Source organism: Candidatus Pantoea soli, assembly GCF_007833795.1.
Taxonomy (GTDB): Bacteria; Pseudomonadota; Gammaproteobacteria; order Enterobacterales; family Enterobacteriaceae; genus Pantoea; species Pantoea soli.
This window is the reverse complement of the sequence record NZ_CP032702.1, coordinates 781,082-798,687: the sequence shown is the minus strand read 5'-3', so window position 1 is coordinate 798,687 and position 17,606 is coordinate 781,082. Positions and strand designations below refer to the sequence as shown.

The window sequence follows — 17,606 nt, the reverse complement described above, 5'->3', positions numbered from 1 at the left end:
CGATTTTGTCGTAATTCTCACTATAAGGCGCAGCAGCCACGTATGCTCTGCGCCCATTTGCGCCGCGTGCGCTTTTTACAACACCAGGAATTTTTCATGATCAGAGCACTGCTGATGGTCATCGGGCTGACGATCGCCGCATCTGCTGCGGCGGCGACCACCACTGGCTCGATTGCCGTTTCGCTGACAATCTATTCCCGCTGCGCGATTGCGCGCCCGGATACCGCCGCACTGCCGGCAGTTGACTGTGGGAAACAGGCCAGCGCCCAGCCGCGCATCACGCAACGCGTGCTGAGCCGCGATGCGCAGCGCCATGAAACCGCACGCTTAGTGACGATAGAGTGGTAAAACGGGCAGCCAGGATGGCTGCCCGCGGAGGATCAGATGCTGAAGGAGGAGCCGCAGCCGCAGGTGGTTTTGGCGTTCGGGTTGGTCACGATAAAGCGTGAGCCTTCCAGTCCTTCGGTGTAATCCACCGAGCCGCCAACCAGGTACTGCAGGCTCATCGGATCAACCACCAGCGAAACACCCTGCTTCTCGATGGTCATGTCGCCGTCGTTCATTTGATCGTCAAAGGTAAAACCGTACTGAAAGCCGCTGCAACCGCCGCCGGTGATGTATACGCGCAGTTTCAGCGCCGGATTCTCTTCATCCGCAATCAGGTTTTTCACTTTTTTCGCTGCTGCATCGGTGAACTGCAAAGGCAGCGCTGCTACGTCGTCACTCATCTTTTACTCCGGGTAAACGTCCAGGTCAGAAAACGACCTCAATTTCGCTATTATCTGCCAGCCGTCCGGTGCAATCAAGTACCGTCCTTGACACTGCGTGCCGCCAGATATGGGGTAAAGTATAGCGTTGACCGCTGCTTTCGCGGCTGCCTGCCTTTCACCGCAGGCGGGAATTCCCGTAGAATGGCGGCACTTTTTTGCAGAACAGCAGGAGCCGAACAATGAGTAAGTCAGAAAACCTGTATGCCGAAGCGCAACGCCTGATCCCCGGCGGCGTGAACTCTCCGGTACGTGCTTTTACCGGTGTGGGCGGCGTACCGCTGTTCATCGAACGCGCCGATGGCGCCTGGCTGTATGACGCCGATGGCAAAGCATACATCGACTATGTGGGCTCATGGGGCCCGATGGTGCTGGGGCACAACAACGCCGCCATTCGCGATGCGGTGACCGAAGCGGCCGTGCGCGGCCTGAGCTTTGGTGCGCCGACCGAGATGGAAGTGAAAATGGCCGCCCTGGTGTGCGAGCTGGTGCCCAGCATGGATATGGTGCGTATGGTGAACTCCGGCACCGAAGCCACCATGAGCGCGATTCGTCTCGCCCGCGGCTACACCCGTCGTGACAAAATCATCAAGTTTGAAGGCTGCTATCACGGCCATGCCGACTGCCTGCTGGTGAAAGCCGGCTCCGGCGCACTGACGCTGGGCCAGCCGAACTCACCGGGTGTACCGGCAGATTTTGCCCGTCATACCCTGACCTGCACTTATAACGATCTGGCCTCGGTGCGCGCTGCATTTGAGCAGTATCCGGACGATATCGCCTGTATCATCGTGGAGCCGGTTGCCGGCAACATGAACTGCATTCCGCCACAGCCTGATTTCCTGCCAGGCCTGCGCGCGCTGTGTGACGAGTTTGGCGCGCTGCTGATCATTGATGAAGTGATGACCGGCTTCCGCGTTGCGCTGGGTGGCGCGCAGGCGCATTACAACGTGACGCCCGATCTGACCTGTCTGGGTAAAATCATCGGCGGCGGCATGCCGGTGGGCGCGTTCGGCGGACGTCGTGACGTGATGGAAGCGCTGGCACCAACCGGACCGGTCTATCAGGCGGGTACGCTTTCCGGCAACCCGATTGCGATGGCGGCCGGTTTTGCCTGCCTGACACAAATCGCCCAGCCAGGCACACACGCCACCCTGACCGCGCTGACCGACCAGCTGTGTGACGGCCTGCTGGCGGCGGCAAAAGCGGAAAACATCCCGCTGGTGGTCAATCACGTGGGCGGCATGTTCGGAATTTTCTTCACCGCCGCCGACAGCGTGACCTGCTATGACGATGTGACGAAGTGCGACGTGGACCGCTTCAAACGCTTCTTCCATCTGATGCTGGAGGAAGGCGTTTACCTGGCTCCGTCTGCCTTTGAGGCTGGCTTTATGTCTCTGGCGCACAGCCAGGAAGATATCCAGCGCACGGTAGAAGCGGCACGCCGCTGCTTCGCTCAGCTGTAAACTGCCGGGCCGGTAATCCTTACCGGCCTGCTTCCCCGGCGGAAATCCCCTTTCCGGCGCGATAAAAATAAAGCCTTATCAATTAATACAATAAATCTGGCACAACTCTTGCCAGAGACCGTCATCTTATCACGACGGTAAAAATCCTTATGGCGGTCACCCTCAACATTTATCATCTGCAGGCCGGCTGGTCACGGCTGCTGATGCTGGCCCACTACCTGAAAACCCGTAATAAACCCTCAGTGATTCACGTGATCATTGCCGATGATTTTACGCTTAATCAACGATTACTGACTGCCGCTGATACGCTGTTCATTGAGCGCAACGAGCACTACCCGGCACAACTCAGCCAGTGTCTCCGCATGCTCAGGCAGCGTTACGCGATAGGTCAGATAGCGCTGCACTGCGAAGAGCGTACGCTCTTTACCACGCTCGCAGCCCTGCTCAGCCCGCTTCCTGCCGCACGGATGCCGCCCCCGGTTGAGTTGCATCTTTACGATAGCCATCCCGATTGCGCCACTGCCCGCCAGCGCTGGCTGCAGCAACCTTTGCGTGCCCGGCTGCACCAGCTGAACAGGGAAGAGGAGCAGCTACGCTTTTGGCTGAGTCAGCCTGAACAACCGGTGAGCTATCAGGGCTGTCACCACAGCCATCTGGTGTGGCAACGCTTCTTTACCACCCGGCGTTACTGGCTGGGTAACCCTTCGCCCGATGATTTACCGTTACCGGAAGAAATCCAGCCCACCCTGAAGCCGCTTTCACTGCGGTCCGCGCCTGCGCTGACGTCGTCCGAACGCCTTCTGCTGTGTCAGCTCATGATGATGGACAGACAAACAATCGCGCTGCTGCTCAACCCTGAAAGCAGGGTGCAGTGGCATTACGATGCGCAAACCACGGCGTGGTTTAAACCGGCCAGCGTGCTTTCGTCCCTGCATGCGCAGGCAAAAAATCAGGGCCTGCAGCTGGTGCAGAGCTGCGCCGCCAATCTGACGCGTATCCACCGCACGGAGCACGGCGTGGTGCTGCCATGGTGGATTGCGCCGGTGGTGGCAGAGCTGTTTCCGCGTAACGACGATGGCCCTGCGATGCAGCCCCTCCCGCTGCGGCCGGAGCCATGGATCATTTTCATGGACGCATCGATGGGCGATCTGCTGTTTTTACTCGGTTGTCTGCCAGCCTTTTGCGCTCAGCATCCTGGGGAAATTGTTATTTTTACCGCCGCCGCCTGGCTGCCGCTGACGCTGCGCTGCCGTTGGGTGGATGCGGCCTTCTCGCTGGATGATTTGCCGCACCATGCCGACATGTTAAAGCGTGCTGTGATTCATCAGCGTGTGATTCATAGCATCGACTGGCAGGTTGTCCTTGCCCCGGAACATATGCAGGCCGCAATAAGCAAAAGATTACGCACCCCCTATTCCGCGCAGCAACAGCAATTACAGCTGACTCGTCACCCGGAGGAGCAGCAAAAAGTGGCTGACTTCATTCACGCCCATCAGCTGCAAGCGCAAAAAGTCGTCCTGCTGCATCCCAATATCGGCGCCGCTAACCGCACCTGGCCGGTTTCACACTGGGTAGCCCTGAGTGAGATATTTTTACAGCAGGGCTGGCAGGTGGTGCTCATTGGCAGCAACCACAACAAATATAAAGAGAAAGTGATGCCGGCGTGGCAGGGGCCGGCGGTTATTAATGCGATTGACCTGTTTTCGCCGACAGAAACTATCGCCCTGATGGATCGCTGCGATCTGCTGGTCTCGAATGATTCGGGCCCGGTGGCGATGGCAGCGGCCAGTCATATTGCCGTCTGTGCGCTTTACTCCGTGATTCCGGGTGAATACCGCATTCCCATTCGTCACGGCAAAGCGGGATGGAATGCCTGTGCCATTAACGTTGGCTGTCAGTATGGTCAATGCGGGGGCACCTTTTTGCATGAGCCATTTTATCAATGGGCCGGGATTGCGCCTGCCGCGCCGGGCCAGTCAGGCAAAGCCTTCGCGGAGTGGTGTCCTAATCAGGATAAATATCGCTGTCTGACCGCCTTTACCGCCGAACAATTCTGGCAGGCGATCAGCGAGTTTCTGGGCTCTTCCGACTATGTGAGCCCGGAACAGCGCTCAGCAGACTGGCTAAGTGCGCCGCAGCAGCCAGATAAAATAGGGTGCACCGAAGAAAGTGGCCATCAATCCGGCCGGGATTTGATCCGGGAAGGCCAGCATGCGACCGCACCAGTCGGCGAAGACCATCAGCCCGCCGCCGAGTAACCCTGCCATCAGCAGCTGCGGCAGCGCACGGCGGAAGCCGAGCATCCGCACCATATGCGGGGCCATCAGGCCGATAAAGCTCAGCGGGCCCACGGTGAACGTGGCGGTGGCAGTCAGCGCCGCCGCCAGCAACAGCAGCGAAAGACGGGCGACGGTGAGCGGCATGCCGGCCGACCGCGCGGTCGCACTGCCCAGCGGCAACAGCGTCAGCCAGCGGCTGGCCAGCGGCGCGAGTGCCAGCAGCACCATGGCTACCCCGGCGCTTTGCACCGCCTGCGTCTGGCTGAGGTTATAGGTTGAACCAGACATCCAGGTCAGCAACCCGGCCATGCGCGGATCGCCACTCGCCAGCAGCACCATCAGCAGCGTCACAAATGCGCTGTTCAGTGCCATACCGGCCAGCAGCATCCGCTCAGGTGAAAATCCGCCGCGGCTGGCAACCAGCATGATGATCAGCAGCGTCGCCGCAGCCCCCAGCGCGCCTGCGGGCAGCAGCCATGCCACGGCATCGCCTGGCACAAAGAACATCATCACCACCACGCCGCAGGCCGCGCCAGAGCTAATCCCCAGCACTTCCGGGCTGGCCATCGGATTACCGGTCAGGCGCTGAATCAGCGCCCCGGCCACGCCCAGCATCATGCCGACCACCAGCGCAGCCAGCACGCGCGGCGCGCGCCACGGCAGCAGCTGATGCAGCATGTCGCCGCTGACCCATGTCCAGCCATCGGCAGCGCGGCCCAGCGTAAGGGCTGTCAGGCAGAGCAGTGCCAGCAGCAGCAGCGCGGTCAGACACCAGCGCCCTAACGCCTGGCGCTCTGCGGGCACGCTGTCGCCGCTGGTCAGCGCCGGCGGCACCGATCCGGTCCGCAGACGCGGCAGCAGCCACAGCAGAATCGGCACGCCCAGCAGCGCCGTGGCCGTCCCGGTGGATATCTCACGCCAGTGGCCGCTCAGCCAGAGCACGCCCTGATCGGCCAGCCATAGCAGCAGCGCGCCAATGAGCGGTGCCAGCAGCAGGCGACTCGCCAGGCGGCGCCCTCCGAGCAGGCGGGCCAGCAGCGGTGCAAACAGGCCAATGAACCCAATAATGCCCGCCACGTTAACCAGCTGTGCACTGAGCAGAATCGCCAGCGCCAGCGCCGTCACGCGCGCCGCTGACAGCGCCAGCCCGAGATTTTTTGCCACACCGTCGTCCAGCCCCATCAGCGTCAGCGGACGCAGCAGCGCCAGCGTCACGACAAAGGCCAGCAGCAGCCGCGGCCACAGCTGCGCCACATTGTCGCCATCCAGCTGGTTAAGCGATCCCGTGCTCCACAGAAACATGTTCTGCAGCTGATCGTGATTGAAAATCGCAAAGATCTGATTCACGGCGCCGGTATACAGGCTCAGCACCAGACCGGCGAGGATCAGCGTGACCGGTGAAAGACGTCTGCCCCAGGCGACACCAAACACCAGCAGCCCGACCAGCACCGCGCCACCCAGCGCCGCACACTGCTGCGTCAGCGCCCCACCCGGCAGTTGCCAGAGGGTGGCAACCGTCAGGCCCAGCTGCGCGCCGGAGGAGACGCCCAGCGTGGTGGGTTCCGCCAGCGGGTTGCGCAGCACCTGCTGGAACAGCAGCCCGGCCAGCCCCAGCCCGGCGCCCACCAGCAGCGCCAGCGCCAGACGCGACAGCAGGCTGTAGTGAAACACCACCTGATGAATATTCTGCCTGTCCGGCGCAAAGAGCGCCTGCTGCCACTGCGCCAGCGGCAGCGCCTGGCGCAGGTTGATAAACGTGAGCGCCAGCGCCAGTAAACTGAGCACGCTGAGCAGCGCGACGGGAAACAGACGGTTGCGCATCAGTGCGACTCCAGCGCGTGTTCCAGCACGCGAATAAATTTGATGGCTGAGTAAGTGGCGCCGTAGTACCACACCGCCGGCACCCGCCGGAAACGGCCGGAACGGACAAACGGCAGCGCCTGCCACAGTGCGCTTTGCGTCACCTGCTGCATATCGCGTTCGTTATCGTGATCGAAGCAGATCACCTCAACATCACCGACCTCCGCCAGTCGCTCCAGCCCGACCACCGCACTGCCCCAGAAGTTGGTTTCGCCCTGCCAGGCATTGCGCAGGCCAAGCTGCTCCATCACTTCGAGGAAGAGGCTGCCTTTACCGAAGGTAATGGCGTGACGCGGATCCATCAGCGACATCAGCAGCAGCGGACGCTGCGCCCACGGACGTAACCGCTCACGCGCGGCAGCTACTTCACCATCCACCCACTGCAAATGGGCCTGTGCCTGCGCTTCAAGGCCAAGCCGGGCACCCAGCGCATGCAGCGATGTGCGCGCGGTGGTGAACGGTTTGCCATCGCCGCTGTTGAGGTCAAAGCCCATCGTCGGCGCAATGCGCGCCAGCTTGTCGACCGCCGGGCCGTAACCGTTGGAGTGCAGGATCAGCGACGGTGCCAGCTGGGTCATCAGTTCCAGATTGGGTTCGGTGCGTAAGCCGAGATCGAGGGTGCCGGCCGGCAAGACCGGGTCGCCCACCCAGATAGCGTAGTTATGCAGATCGGCCACGCCGAGCGGGGCGACGCCGAGCGCCATCAGCAACTCCACCGGCAGCCACTCCAGCGCCAGGATGCGCTGGCTGTCCGGCTGTGCCGCCGCAGGCCGGATCGTCATCAGCGGCGATAACGCCAGCGCCGTCAGCAGTCCCCGGCGGGAAATATCGAACATCGCGAGACCTTAATAAACAAAACTGACGGGCGCACCGCCCTGTGGATGTGACAGGATGCCCATGGGAATGCCGTAAATCGCGCCCAGCACGTCAGGCTGCATGATGGTGTCTGGCGCGCCTTCGGCAATCACCTCACCGGCACGCAGCGCCACCAGCCGATCGCAGTAACGCACGGCCATATTGATATCGTGCAGCACGGCAATCACCGTCAGGCCGCGCTCGCGGCTGAGACGCTGAATCAGCGCCAGCACCTCGACCTGATGCGCGATATCCAGCGCCGAGGTGGGTTCATCCAGCAGCAGACAGCGGCTGTTCTGCGCCACCAGCATCGCCAGCCACGCACGCTGCCGCTCGCCGCCGGACAGGCTGTCCACCAGCCGCCCGGCGAAGGGTTTCAGTCCAACCAGCGCAATCGCCTCGTCTACCCGATCGCGATCTTCCTGGCCGTAGCGCCCCAGCGCACCGTGCCACGGATAGCGCCCAATCGCCACCAGCTCGCGCACCGTCATGCCCTCCGCCGCGGGCAGCTGCTGCGGCAGATAGGCTACCTGACGTGCAAAAGCTTTACTGCTCCAGGTATCAACCGCTTCACCGTTGAGCAGCACGCGCCCTTCGCTGGCGTGCTGATGACGCCCAAGCATCTTCAGCAGCGTGGATTTACCGGAACCGTTATGCCCGATCAGCGCGGTGACTTTGCCCGGGGCGAAAGTCAGCGACAGCGGATGCAGCAGCGTGCGGCCGGGCACACGGAAGCTGACGTTTTCCAGTGAAAAGGTGGTTTCTGCGTGGTGCGGATGCTGCATGATAATCCCTGGTTAACGGGCGCCGCAGCGCCCTGTGTTCAGTATCAGAAGCGGAAGGTGGCGGTACCGACGATCTGGCGCTCTGCACCCCAGTAGCAGGCGTAGTCGCGGTAGCAACTGGCAACGTATTCGCGATCGAACAGGTTGTTGATGTTGACGCCGACGGTTGAGCCCGGCAAGCCGAAGCGGCCCAGATCGTACTTCAGTGCAGCATCTACAGTGGTGTAAGCGGCGACGTCAAAGTTCTGGTTGGCATTTGGGCCGCTGGCGTACAGGCCTTTGCTTTCACCCACGTAGCGTACCCCGGCACCCACGGTGAAGCCCGACAGTGCAGTTTCGTGGAAGGTGTAATCGCCCCATAGCGAAGCCATATGCTTCGGCACCTGCACCGGCGTACGGCCTTTCAGCAAGGTGTCTTCGGTGTATTCCGCATCGGTATAAGAGTAAGCCGCCGTCAGGTTGATGTTGGCGTTAAGCGCCGCTTTGGCTTCCAGCTCGACGCCACGTGAGCGGATTTCACCGCTTTGCACGCTGGCAAATTGATGGCTTGCATCGGGATCGGCCGTCAGGTTCTTCGTTTTGGTCAGCTGATAGACCGCCGCCGTCATGACAATCGGACGATCTTTGGGAACGTATTTTACGCCCGCTTCATATTGTTTAGCGCGTGACGGATCAAACGCTTCGCCGCCCCATGTTGCGCCAGCATTAGGAATAAACGCTTCGCTATAGCTGAAATAAGGTGCAATGCCATTATCGAACACATAATTGACACCACCACGCCAGGTAAAGGCCTGATCGTTCTGGCGATCAACGCTCTGCGCTACCCGGTCGGTAACGGAATTCATCGCGTAGTCGTAGCGGCCACCGAGCGTCAGCACCCAGCGGTTCCACTCCATTTGATCCTGCGCGTACAGACCAGTCTGGCGTTGCTGATTCAAACGCTGATAAGGATCGTCATAAGGGGTGTAGCTGTCGTTGCCATATTGCGGATTGAATGGACTCAGGCCGGTGGCGGTGCCGAACTGACCATCAATATCGTTACGGGTGCGCTGAAAATCGACGCCCAGCAGTAACGTATGGGCTAAATCACCGGTTGCGAATTTAGCCTGCGCCTGCGTATCCACGGCAAACTGGTTGAGTTTTTCTTTTGAGAATGCGGCATTACGGGTAATCAGTTGATTCTCAGGGTTATAACCGAAGCCATAAATACTGCGATAATCAGTCTGCATTTCGGCATAGCGCAGATTCTGGCGCACCGTCCAGGTATCGTTAAAGCTGTGCTCAAAGTTGTAGCCAACCATTTTGGTGTTGCGCGAGATCTTATTACTGTCTTCGCCTTCATCAAAATGGGTGGGCAGCTTATAGCTGCTGCCGTCCGGCCGGGTGATGCCCACCACGGTGCCTTCACGCGGCAGCCAGCCGTAATAGCCGGTTTCCGGTTCGTTCTGGAAGTAAGTCAGCAGGTCAAAGCGGGTATTGGCATCGGGACGCCAGCTGAACGAGGGCGCAAGGGTATAGCGCTTCTCTTTGTTCATCTCCTGTTGCGCATCGGCGCTGCGCGCCAGGCCGGTCAGGCGATAGCTGTAAACGCCGTCGTCATCCAGCGCGCCGCCAAAATCAAAACCGGTGGCGAACAGGTTGTCACTGCCCATCCGGAACTGCACTTCACGCAGCGTCTCCTGCGTCGGGCGCTTGCTTACCAGCGCAACCACGCCGCCCGGGTTGCTCTTGCCATAAAGCACGGAGACCGGGCCGCGCAGCAATTCCGCGCGTTCGAGGAAGTAAGGGTCGATGGCAAACTCTGAGTAGTTATCGCCCTGCAGTTTCAGGCCATCAAGGTACTGATTGGTATTGGTTTCGCTGAAGCCGCGAATCGAGAGCGCATCAATTACATCGGAACTGCCGCGGTTGCCGGTCAGCACGCCCGGCGTGTAGTTAAACGCGCCTTTGACGCTGGTGACAGCGTGCATGGCCATCTCTTCCTGCGTCACGACCGAAACCGACTGCGGCGTCTTTTCAATCGGCGTATCGGTTTTGCTGCCGGTGGCGCTGCGTTTGGCGGCAATGGTGGGCGCCGGTCCCCACGCACTCTCCTGCGCCACGCTGTTGCCACCGTCAGCCGTGACAACAACCGTCTCTTCTGCCAGCGCCTGTGCGCTTAGCGTACCCAGTGTTGAAGCAATCAATAGCGCAAGCGGATGCCGCGAACGGGCCGCGCGCCGGAAACAGAAAAACGTATTTCGCGCATTCATAGTCGTATCTCTTTTAGCAGAATAATGCAGGCGAATGAAAACGAGAATGATTATTAGACGCACGGATTTTAGGCGAAACCCGGCCGGATCCGCAAGATGAAATGGCCGCCCGCGCCGCGCTGCGCCGCCTGTTTCACCGGGTTTTGATCGAGGTTAAGAAATCGCGGACACAAAAAAAGGGCGCCGGAGCGCCCTGTGGTTTGTTCAGCGACTATTTGCTGCCAAACATATCTTTGATCCAGCCTGCCACGCCGTCGGCATCTTTTTGCTCACCCTGCGCGGGCTGCTGCTGCTGCTGCTGTTGCTGCTGCTGAATCTGCTGCTGTTGCTGCTGACACAGCGCAGCGGGATCCAGCGACCACACCGGCAGCGAGCGCCAGGTGCTGCTGCCGGTTCCGCAGACAAAGTTACCGGCAGAATCAATATTCATCTGCGTAATATCTTCCGGCGGCGTCAGCACCAGCGGCATCGGTGCCTGGTTATCCAGATAACGGCGGTAGATCTGCATCGCACCGCTGGCACCGTACAGCTTCGAGCTCTGGTTGTTGTCGCGGCCCACCCAGGTGATCGCCACTTCTTTACCGTCAATACCGGCAAACCAGCTGTCGATCAGGTCATTGGTGGTACCGGTCTTACCGGCCAGATGTGCCTTCGGATAGCGCGCGCCCAGCGCACGCGCCGTACCGTGATCAGCAACCTGCTGCATCGTGTACAGCGTCAGATAGGCAGCCTGCGCCGGTTCCACGCGCTGTGCCTGCGGGAAGCTCTGATACAGCACCGTGCCATCTTCGGCAATCACCGAACGCACGGCCGAGAGCGCCGCGCGGTTACCGCCGCTGGCGATCGACTGGAACGCCTGCGCCACTTCTACCGGCGTCAGGTTGAGCGCCCCCAGCAGCATCGCGGGCACCGGATGCAGCTGCTCTTTCGGCACGCCCAGTTTGGTCCAGGTGTCGACCACCGCGTCCAGCCCCAGCGTCATGCCCAGATTCACCGTTGGCACGTTCATGGAGTTGGTCAGCGCATCCACCAGCATCACTTTCCCGCTGAAGCGACGGTCATCGTTCATGGGTTTCCAGATCGTGCCGTTTGGCTGTTTCAGGGCGATCGGTTCATCGGCGATCCAGCTGTTCAGCCGGTAGCTGTTGGGCTGGCTGAGCGCGGTCAGATAGGTCGCCGGTTTCGCCAGCGAGCCAATGGAACGACGCGCCTGCAGCGCACGGTTATAGCCGGCAAACTGTGGATCCGCACCGCCCACCATCGCACGCACTTCGCCGCTGAAGCGGTCTACCACCACCATGGCGGTTTCCAGATCTTTCAGACCGCGCTGTTTTTTCAGCGTCGGAATGCCATCTTCCACCGCTTTTTCAGCCGCATCCTGGGAGATCGGGTCCAGGGTGGTAAAGATCTTCACGCCCGACAGATCTTTGACTTTATCGCCCAGCTTCGCCTGCAGTTCATTGCGTACCATCTGCATAAAGGCTGGCTGTGGCGTAATGACCCCGCCTTTCGGCTGCACGCCCAGCGGACGCGCCGACAGCATGTCGTACAGCTCCTGATCGATCACCTTCTGCTGCTGCAGCAGGCGCAGCACCAGATTACGGCGTTCCAGCGCCAGTTTCGGGTTGCGCCACGGGTTGTACAGCGACGCACCTTTCACCATGCCCACCAGCATCGCCTGCTGATCAAGGCTGAGCTCATCCACCGGACGGCCAAAGTAGTAAAGGCTGGCCAGCGGAAAACCGCGGATCTGATCGTTGCCCGCCTGACCGAGATAAACCTCGTTCAGATACAGCTCCAGGATGCGATCTTTGCTGTAGCGCGCATCCATGATCACCGCCATATAAGCTTCACGCGCTTTACGCCACAGTGAACGCTCATTGGTCAGGAACAGGTTTTTCACCAGCTGCTGGGTCAGCGTACTGCCGCCCTGCACCGCTTTACCGGCGGTCAGGTTGGCGAGAAACGCACGCCCAATGGAGTACGGGCTGATGCCGTCATGCTCATAAAAGTGGCGATCTTCAGTGGCAATCAGCGTATCAACCAGCAGGTCCGGGAAGCCGGCGCGCGGCACGAACAGGCGCTGCTCGCCATTCGGCGACTGCAGCATGGTAATCAGACGCGGATCGAGGCGGAAGAAGCCAAAATCACGCCCGGTATCCAGGTTCTTAATGCCGGTCAGTTCATCATTGCTGAAGGTCAGGCGCGCATTGATCTGGCCCTCTTTACTGTCCGGGAAGTCAAACGGACGGCGCAGCAGATCGATGGTGTTGCCCTTCACGCTGAACTCGCCCGGACGGGTAATGCGCGACACTTCGCGATACTGCGTGCCTTCCAGCAGCGCAATCATCTCTTTTTTGTCGTAGGCCATGCCGGGTTCAAGGCTGACCATGCGGCCATAGACAGCAGCAGGCAGTTGCCACACTTTGCCATCAATACGGCTGCGGATTTCCGAATCCAGCCAGATGCCCCAGGCGATCATCACCACCACAAACACCAGGAAGAGTTTAATCAACCAGCCTAACCAGCGGCGCTTGCCACGCGGCGGACGTTTTCCTTTACCTTTAGGTGGCACTGGCGCACTCTCCTCATACTCTTCATCAAAATCGTCCTGATCGATATCATCAGGCTCCCTGCGGCGACCCCGGCGCGCACTGCTGCGCGACGGCTTTGGCGCTTTCCCTTTACGCCCGATAGGTTCGCGATCGTTCCCAGACATGCTTTCTTTTCTCCAGGCATAGCTACGGCTGCGGCCGTTACTCTAACGGCTTTCTCGTGCCGCGCATGGCAGAACCCTCTGAATTCGGTCCGGCGCGCGTCACGATGAATACTTTTTGGTGCGTCTTGTCGGCGGTGTGCTGGCCGGATCGTCCGGCCAGAGATGTTTCGGATAGCGCCCTTTCATCTCTTTCTGCACGTCTGGCCAGGCACCGCGCCAGAACGCCGCCAGATCGCGCGTGATTTGCAACGGGCGCTGCGCCGGCGAGAGCAGCTCCAGCACCAGTGGAACGCGTCCGTCGGCGACGGCCGGATTCTGCGCTTCACCAAACATCTCCTGAATGCGCACCGCCAGCACCGGCGGCTTCTCCGCATCATAGCGAATCGGCAGGCGGCTTCCGGTCGGCACAGTGTAATGAGTTGGCAACGCAGTATCCAGCCGCTGACGTTGCGACCATGTCAGCAAATGTAATAATGCGCTGACAAGGTTGATGCCGTGCAATCCTTTCAGATCGCGCACGTGCGTCATCGCCGGCAACAGCCACTGTTCAAGCGTCTCCAGCAGCGACTCATCGTCCAGCGCGGGCCAGTCTTCTTCCGGCAGCCACTGCGCCGCGCAGTGCACGCGCAGACGCAACTGCGTCGCCTCCGGCGTCCAGCCTAGTACCGATAACCCCTTTGTGCGAATCCAGCGCAGCATCGCCGGATGCAACACGTCGGCTTCCGGACGCGCCTGCGGCTGAGCGTTCAGAATCAGCGCGCCGGCCAGCTCGCGTTTCCAGGCACGCAGCGTGCCTTTTTCCTCGTCCCACTCCACGTCAATGCGCTGCTCGACCAGCGCCGGACACTGCTGACGCAGCGTTTCCAGCCCGACCGGCAGCGCCAGCAGAATCCGTGCTTCTGCTGCGCTCGCCCCCTGCAACAGCGAGGGGGCGATCAGCCACGCATGGCGGCTCAGCCCGTCCTGTTCGTCCAGCATCGCCCCCATGCCGTTGGCGAGCTGATAACGCGCGCTCTCGCCGCGCCGCTGCGCCAGCCGGTCGGCAAAGCCTGCCGCCAGCAGCGCCGGGAAGCGTTCGGGATTTACGCTGCCGCCGCTGACCTGCAGCCGCTGCTGCCACTGCCGGGCCCGCCGCAACCAGTGCGGCTGCGGACGATGCAGCGCATCACGCAAATCTGCACCGCTGCGCGGCGGATCTTCCAGCACCGCCACCAGCAACGCGGCGCTGGCGACGGCTTCGCTATCGTCCCCGGCGGCACACAGAATGGCGCTGAGACGCGGATCGCTGCCCAGCTGCGCCATTTTCCGTCCACGGGCGGTCAGGCGCCCTTCGCGGTCCAGCGCACCCAGCCGGGTAAGCAGCGCTTGCGCCGCGCGCAGGCTGCGTGCCGGCGGCACATCCAGCCAGCAGAGCTGCGTGACATCCTGACAGCCCCACTGCAGCAGTTCGAGCTGCAGCGCGGCCAGATCGCTGTGCAGAATCTCGGCTTCACTCTGCGCGGCGGCGCGCAGCGCCTGCTCCTGCGGCAACAAATGCAGGCAGATACCCGGTGCCAGACGCCCGGCACGTCCGGCGCGCTGCGTCATGGAAGCCTGACTGATGCGCTGGGTGTGCAGCCGCGTGACGCCGGTGCGCAGATCAAACTGTGCTGTCCGCTCCAGCGCGCTGTCCACCACCAGCCGAATCCCTTCAATCGTCAGGCTGGTTTCGGCAATATTGGTGGCCAGCACCACTTTACGCCGCCCGGCCGGTGCAGGCAGGATTGCGCGCCGCTGAGCCTCCAGCGGGAGTGCGCCATATAAAGGAGAAAGATCCACGTCCTCGCTGATCCGCGTTTCCAGCTCGCGCCTGACGCGTTCGATCTCGGCCACCCCCGGCAGAAACAGCAGTAATGATCCCGCTTCCTCGCGCAGCAGCTGCGCCACTTCGCGTGCCACGGCTTCTTCAAAACGCTGCTGGCTGTTCAGCGTGGCATAGCGGCGCGTGACGGGAAAACTGCGCCCTTCTGATACCACAAAGGGGGCATCCGGCAGCAGCGCGCGCAGGCGGTCGTTATCCAGCGTGGCGGACATCAGCAGGATTTTCAGATCGTCACGCAGGCCCTGCTGCACGTCCAGCAGCAGCGCCAGCGCCAGATCGGCCTGCAGACTGCGCTCGTGAAACTCATCCAGAATGACCAGCGCGACCCCTTCCAGCATCGGATCGCGCTGCAGCATGCGGGTCAGGATGCCTTCGGTCACCACCTCCAGCCGGGTTTGCGGGCCGCAGCAGTGTTCTCCGCGCATGCGGTAGCCTACCGTGGCACCGGGCTGTTCACCCAGCAGCTCTGCCAGCCGCTGCGCCACATTCCGCGCCGCCAGCCGGCGCGGCTCAAGCATGATGATGCGCCCTGACAGCTGGGCCTGCTGCAGCAGCTGTAACGGCAGCCAGGTGGATTTGCCTGCACCGGTGGGCGCCGCTAGCAGCACCTGCGGCGATTGTTTCAGCGCCGCCAGCAATTCAGGCAACACCGCGCTTACCGGTAACTCACTCACACTCAACTCCCACTCTGCCTGTGCTAAGATGGCGCGCATTGTAACACTGCCTGCGGAGGCCAGCATGGCAACGCAACGTCTGTTTTTTGCCCTTGAACTGCCGGATACCCTGCAGCAGCAACTGGTGCAGTGGCGCGCCGATTGCTTTCCGGCCGAAGCCGGTACGCCGGTGGCAGCGGCTAATCTGCATCTGACGCTGGCGTTTCTCGGCGATGTCAGTGACACCACCGCCGCCAGGCTGCAGCAGCTGGCCGCACGCATCACGCAGCCGGCGTTTACGCTCGATCTGGATGATGCCGGTCACTGGCCGCGTCCCGGGGTGGTATGGCTGGGCTGCCAGCGCGCGCCGCGAGGGCTGCTGCAGCTGGCCGACCTGCTGCGCGCCCAGGCTGCCCGGCACGGCTGTGCGCAGAGTGCGCAGCCGTTTCATCCGCACATCACCCTGCTGCGTCACGCTACCGAACAGGTCGCGCTGCCGCCGCGTCAGTTTCACTGGCGCTGTGATATCCAGCATTTCGCGCTGCTCGCTTCGGTTTTCCGTCAGGGCCGCACACGCTATCAGGCGGTGGCTCGCTGGCCGCTGCGCGCCGCATCAGGAGTCTGAATGCAGTTTGATCCGCCGCTAAAACCCGCCCGTCTGGTTGCCCGCTATAAACGCTTTCTCGCCGATGTTGTCACCCCGGACGGCCAGACCCTGACGCTGCACTGCGCCAATACCGGGGCGATGACCGGCTGTGCCACACCCGGCGACACCGTGTGGTACTCCACCTCTGCCAGCCTGACGCGCAAATATCCGCACAGCTGGGAGATAACCGAGACCCGCGCCGGACACCGGATCTGTGTCAACACGCTGCGCGCCAATCAGCTGGTGCGCGAGGCGCTGACGCGCGGCGCAATTCCGGAATTATCCGGTTATAGCCACTGCCAGGCTGAGGTGAAATACGGCACGGAAAAAAGCCGAATTGACTTCCTGCTGCAAGCGGAGGGCAGATCGAACTGCTATATTGAAGTCAAGTCCGTCACCCTTTTACAAAATGGTAAAGGCTATTTTCCGGATGCGGTGACGGCTCGGGGACAGAAGCATCTGCGCGAACTGCGTACGATTGCGGCTGAGGGCCATCGGGCCGTTTTGTTGTTTGCTGTTCTGCATACGGGGATTGAGGACGTTTCCCCGGCGCGCCATATCGATGCGCAATATGCGGAACTACTGGTACAGGCGCAGCGCTGTGGTGTGGAAGTGTTGGCGTATCAGGCTCAGATCTCATCTGAACAAATGTTGCTCACTCGCGCTATCGGCGTCGCCGATGACGCAGCGTTGTAATATTTATGGCAATTTTTTGTGCCAGGATTATTCTGAGCGGTGCGCTAATTACGCTGTTCCTCACAGGCTTGTCAAGGTGTGGTCAGGAATAATTGCCAACCTTGATTGCTTCTGCTATTTATAGCGGCCTGTTTTTTTCCCTGATGGGAATCGATATTCCCTAAATGATTCGGGATGCGTGCCGGCAATGACTGCCGCTGCACTCTGAAGCATGGTGGGTAGTGCGTGTTATCCAGGAGAAACAACATGCAAGAAGGGCAAAACCGTAAAACATCGTCCCTGAGTATCCTCGCCATCGCTGGTGTGGAGCCGTATCAGGAGAAACCGGGCGAAGAGTACATGAACGACGCCCAGCTGAGCCACTTCCGCAAGATTCTGGAAGCGTGGCGCAACCAACTCAGGGATGAAGTAGACCGTACTGTGTCGCACATGCAGGACGAAGCTGCCAACTTCCCTGATCCGGTTGACCGTGCGGCCCAGGAAGAGGAGTTCAGCCTGGAACTGCGTAACCGCGATCGCGAGCGTAAACTCATTAAAAAGATTGAGAAGACGCTGAAGAAAGTGGAAGACGACGATTTCGGCTACTGCGAATCCTGTGGCGTTGAGATTGGTATCCGCCGTCTGGAAGCGCGTCCAACCGCCGATCTGTGTATCGACTGCAAAACGCTGGCAGAAATCCGCGAGAAGCAGATGGCAGGCTAATGGCCGTCACAGACTGTCACCGCACCGCCGGGAAAACCCCTGTTTTCCCGCCGTGCGGTGCACCATAA

12 protein-coding genes and 1 pseudogene are annotated in these 17,606 nt (G+C 60.9%); 6 read left to right on the top strand and 7 right to left on the bottom strand.

What is annotated here, in order from left to right:
- Positions 1-96: 96 nt before the first annotated feature.
- The gene (locus D8B20_RS03585; RefSeq protein ID WP_145887190.1) at positions 97-348 is read left to right on the top strand and encodes a hypothetical protein; all 252 of its coding nucleotides are present in this window, start codon (positions 97-99) and stop codon (positions 346-348) included.
- Positions 349-380: 32 nt separating this feature from the next.
- Here the strand turns inward: D8B20_RS03585 and erpA are convergent, their stop codons facing one another.
- Complete coding sequence (erpA, locus tag D8B20_RS03580; protein WP_145887188.1) at positions 381-728, bottom strand: iron-sulfur cluster insertion protein ErpA; 348 nt, start codon at positions 726-728, stop codon at positions 381-383.
- Between the two features lie 221 nt (positions 729-949).
- Between erpA and hemL the strand changes: the two genes are divergently transcribed.
- Together hemL and D8B20_RS21955 are read left to right on the top strand one after the other, a co-directional pair.
- Complete coding sequence (hemL, locus tag D8B20_RS03575; RefSeq protein ID WP_145887186.1) at positions 950-2,230, top strand: glutamate-1-semialdehyde 2,1-aminomutase; 1,281 nt, start codon at positions 950-952, stop codon at positions 2,228-2,230.
- Positions 2,231-2,379: 149 nt separating this feature from the next.
- Positions 2,380-3,990, top strand: a pseudogene (locus D8B20_RS21955) (glycosyltransferase family 9 protein); the annotation flags it as partial.
- Positions 3,991-4,353: 363 nt separating this feature from the next.
- On the opposite strand, the gene fhuB reads toward D8B20_RS21955, so the two are convergent.
- From fhuB to hrpB, 6 genes are all read right to left on the bottom strand, one after another.
- On the bottom strand, positions 4,354-6,330 hold the full coding sequence (fhuB, locus tag D8B20_RS03565) for a Fe(3+)-hydroxamate ABC transporter permease FhuB (RefSeq protein WP_145887182.1): 1,977 nt from the start codon (positions 6,328-6,330) through the stop codon (positions 4,354-4,356).
- Positions 6,330-7,205 carry a Fe(3+)-hydroxamate ABC transporter substrate-binding protein FhuD gene (gene fhuD / locus D8B20_RS03560; RefSeq protein WP_145887180.1) on the bottom strand — a complete coding sequence of 292 codons (876 nt, stop codon included), beginning with the start codon at positions 7,203-7,205 and terminating at the stop codon, positions 6,330-6,332. The genes fhuB and fhuD overlap by 1 nt, the downstream gene beginning before the upstream one ends.
- A 9-nt stretch (positions 7,206-7,214) precedes the next feature.
- Positions 7,215-8,009, bottom strand: coding sequence for a Fe3+-hydroxamate ABC transporter ATP-binding protein FhuC (gene fhuC, locus D8B20_RS03555; RefSeq protein ID WP_145887178.1), 795 nt, complete (start codon positions 8,007-8,009; stop codon positions 7,215-7,217).
- 44 nt (positions 8,010-8,053) lie between these two features.
- A complete protein-coding gene (gene fhuA, locus D8B20_RS03550; RefSeq protein ID WP_145887176.1) occupies positions 8,054-10,261 on the bottom strand; it encodes a ferrichrome porin FhuA in 2,208 nt (735 codons plus the stop codon).
- Positions 10,262-10,472: 211 nt separating this feature from the next.
- Positions 10,473-12,980, bottom strand: coding sequence for a bifunctional glycosyl transferase/transpeptidase (gene mrcB / locus D8B20_RS03545; RefSeq protein ID WP_145887174.1), 2,508 nt, complete (start codon positions 12,978-12,980; stop codon positions 10,473-10,475).
- Positions 12,981-13,079: 99 nt separating this feature from the next.
- Positions 13,080-15,554, bottom strand: a complete 2,475-nt coding sequence (gene hrpB / locus D8B20_RS03540; RefSeq protein ID WP_145887172.1) for an ATP-dependent helicase HrpB — start codon at positions 15,552-15,554, stop codon at positions 13,080-13,082.
- Positions 15,555-15,579: 25 nt separating this feature from the next.
- On the opposite strand from hrpB, the gene thpR reads away from it, so the two are divergent.
- The 3 genes from thpR (at position 15,580) to dksA (ending at position 17,538) form a co-directional block, all read left to right on the top strand.
- Positions 15,580-16,119 carry an RNA 2',3'-cyclic phosphodiesterase gene (thpR, locus tag D8B20_RS03535; protein ID WP_145887170.1) on the top strand — a complete coding sequence of 180 codons (540 nt, stop codon included), beginning with the start codon at positions 15,580-15,582 and terminating at the stop codon, positions 16,117-16,119.
- The gene (gene sfsA / locus D8B20_RS03530) at positions 16,120-16,836 is read left to right on the top strand and encodes a DNA/RNA nuclease SfsA (RefSeq protein ID WP_145887169.1); all 717 of its coding nucleotides are present in this window, start codon (positions 16,120-16,122) and stop codon (positions 16,834-16,836) included.
- 246 nt (positions 16,837-17,082) lie between these two features.
- Positions 17,083-17,538 (top strand): RNA polymerase-binding protein DksA, encoded by a 456-nt coding sequence (gene dksA / locus D8B20_RS03525; RefSeq protein WP_021507512.1) that lies wholly within the window; start codon positions 17,083-17,085, stop codon positions 17,536-17,538.
- Positions 17,539-17,606: the final 68 nt, after the last annotated feature.

Excerpts from the sequence above, each read along its gene's own strand:
- fhuA (WP_145887176.1), bottom strand. The coding sequence starts at position 10,261 with ATGAATGCGCGAAATACGTTTTTCTGTTTCCGGCGCGCGGCCCGTTCG.
- fhuB (WP_145887182.1), bottom strand. The coding sequence starts at position 6,330 with ATGCGCAACCGTCTGTTTCCCGTCGCGCTGCTCAGCGTGCTCAGTTTA.
- D8B20_RS03585 (WP_145887190.1), top strand. The coding sequence starts at position 97 with ATGATCAGAGCACTGCTGATGGTCATCGGGCTGACGATCGCCGCATCT.
- fhuD (WP_145887180.1), bottom strand. The coding sequence starts at position 7,205 with ATGTTCGATATTTCCCGCCGGGGACTGCTGACGGCGCTGGCGTTATCG.
- sfsA (WP_145887169.1), top strand. The coding sequence starts at position 16,120 with ATGCAGTTTGATCCGCCGCTAAAACCCGCCCGTCTGGTTGCCCGCTAT.
- mrcB (WP_145887174.1), bottom strand. The coding sequence starts at position 12,980 with ATGTCTGGGAACGATCGCGAACCTATCGGGCGTAAAGGGAAAGCGCCA.
- fhuC (WP_145887178.1), bottom strand. The coding sequence starts at position 8,009 with ATGCAGCATCCGCACCACGCAGAAACCACCTTTTCACTGGAAAACGTC.
- thpR (WP_145887170.1), top strand. The coding sequence starts at position 15,580 with ATGGCAACGCAACGTCTGTTTTTTGCCCTTGAACTGCCGGATACCCTG.
- erpA (WP_145887188.1), bottom strand. The coding sequence starts at position 728 with ATGAGTGACGACGTAGCAGCGCTGCCTTTGCAGTTCACCGATGCAGCA.
- dksA (WP_021507512.1), top strand. The coding sequence starts at position 17,083 with ATGCAAGAAGGGCAAAACCGTAAAACATCGTCCCTGAGTATCCTCGCC.
- hemL (WP_145887186.1), top strand. The coding sequence starts at position 950 with ATGAGTAAGTCAGAAAACCTGTATGCCGAAGCGCAACGCCTGATCCCC.
- hrpB (WP_145887172.1), bottom strand. The coding sequence starts at position 15,554 with ATGCGCGCCATCTTAGCACAGGCAGAGTGGGAGTTGAGTGTGAGTGAG.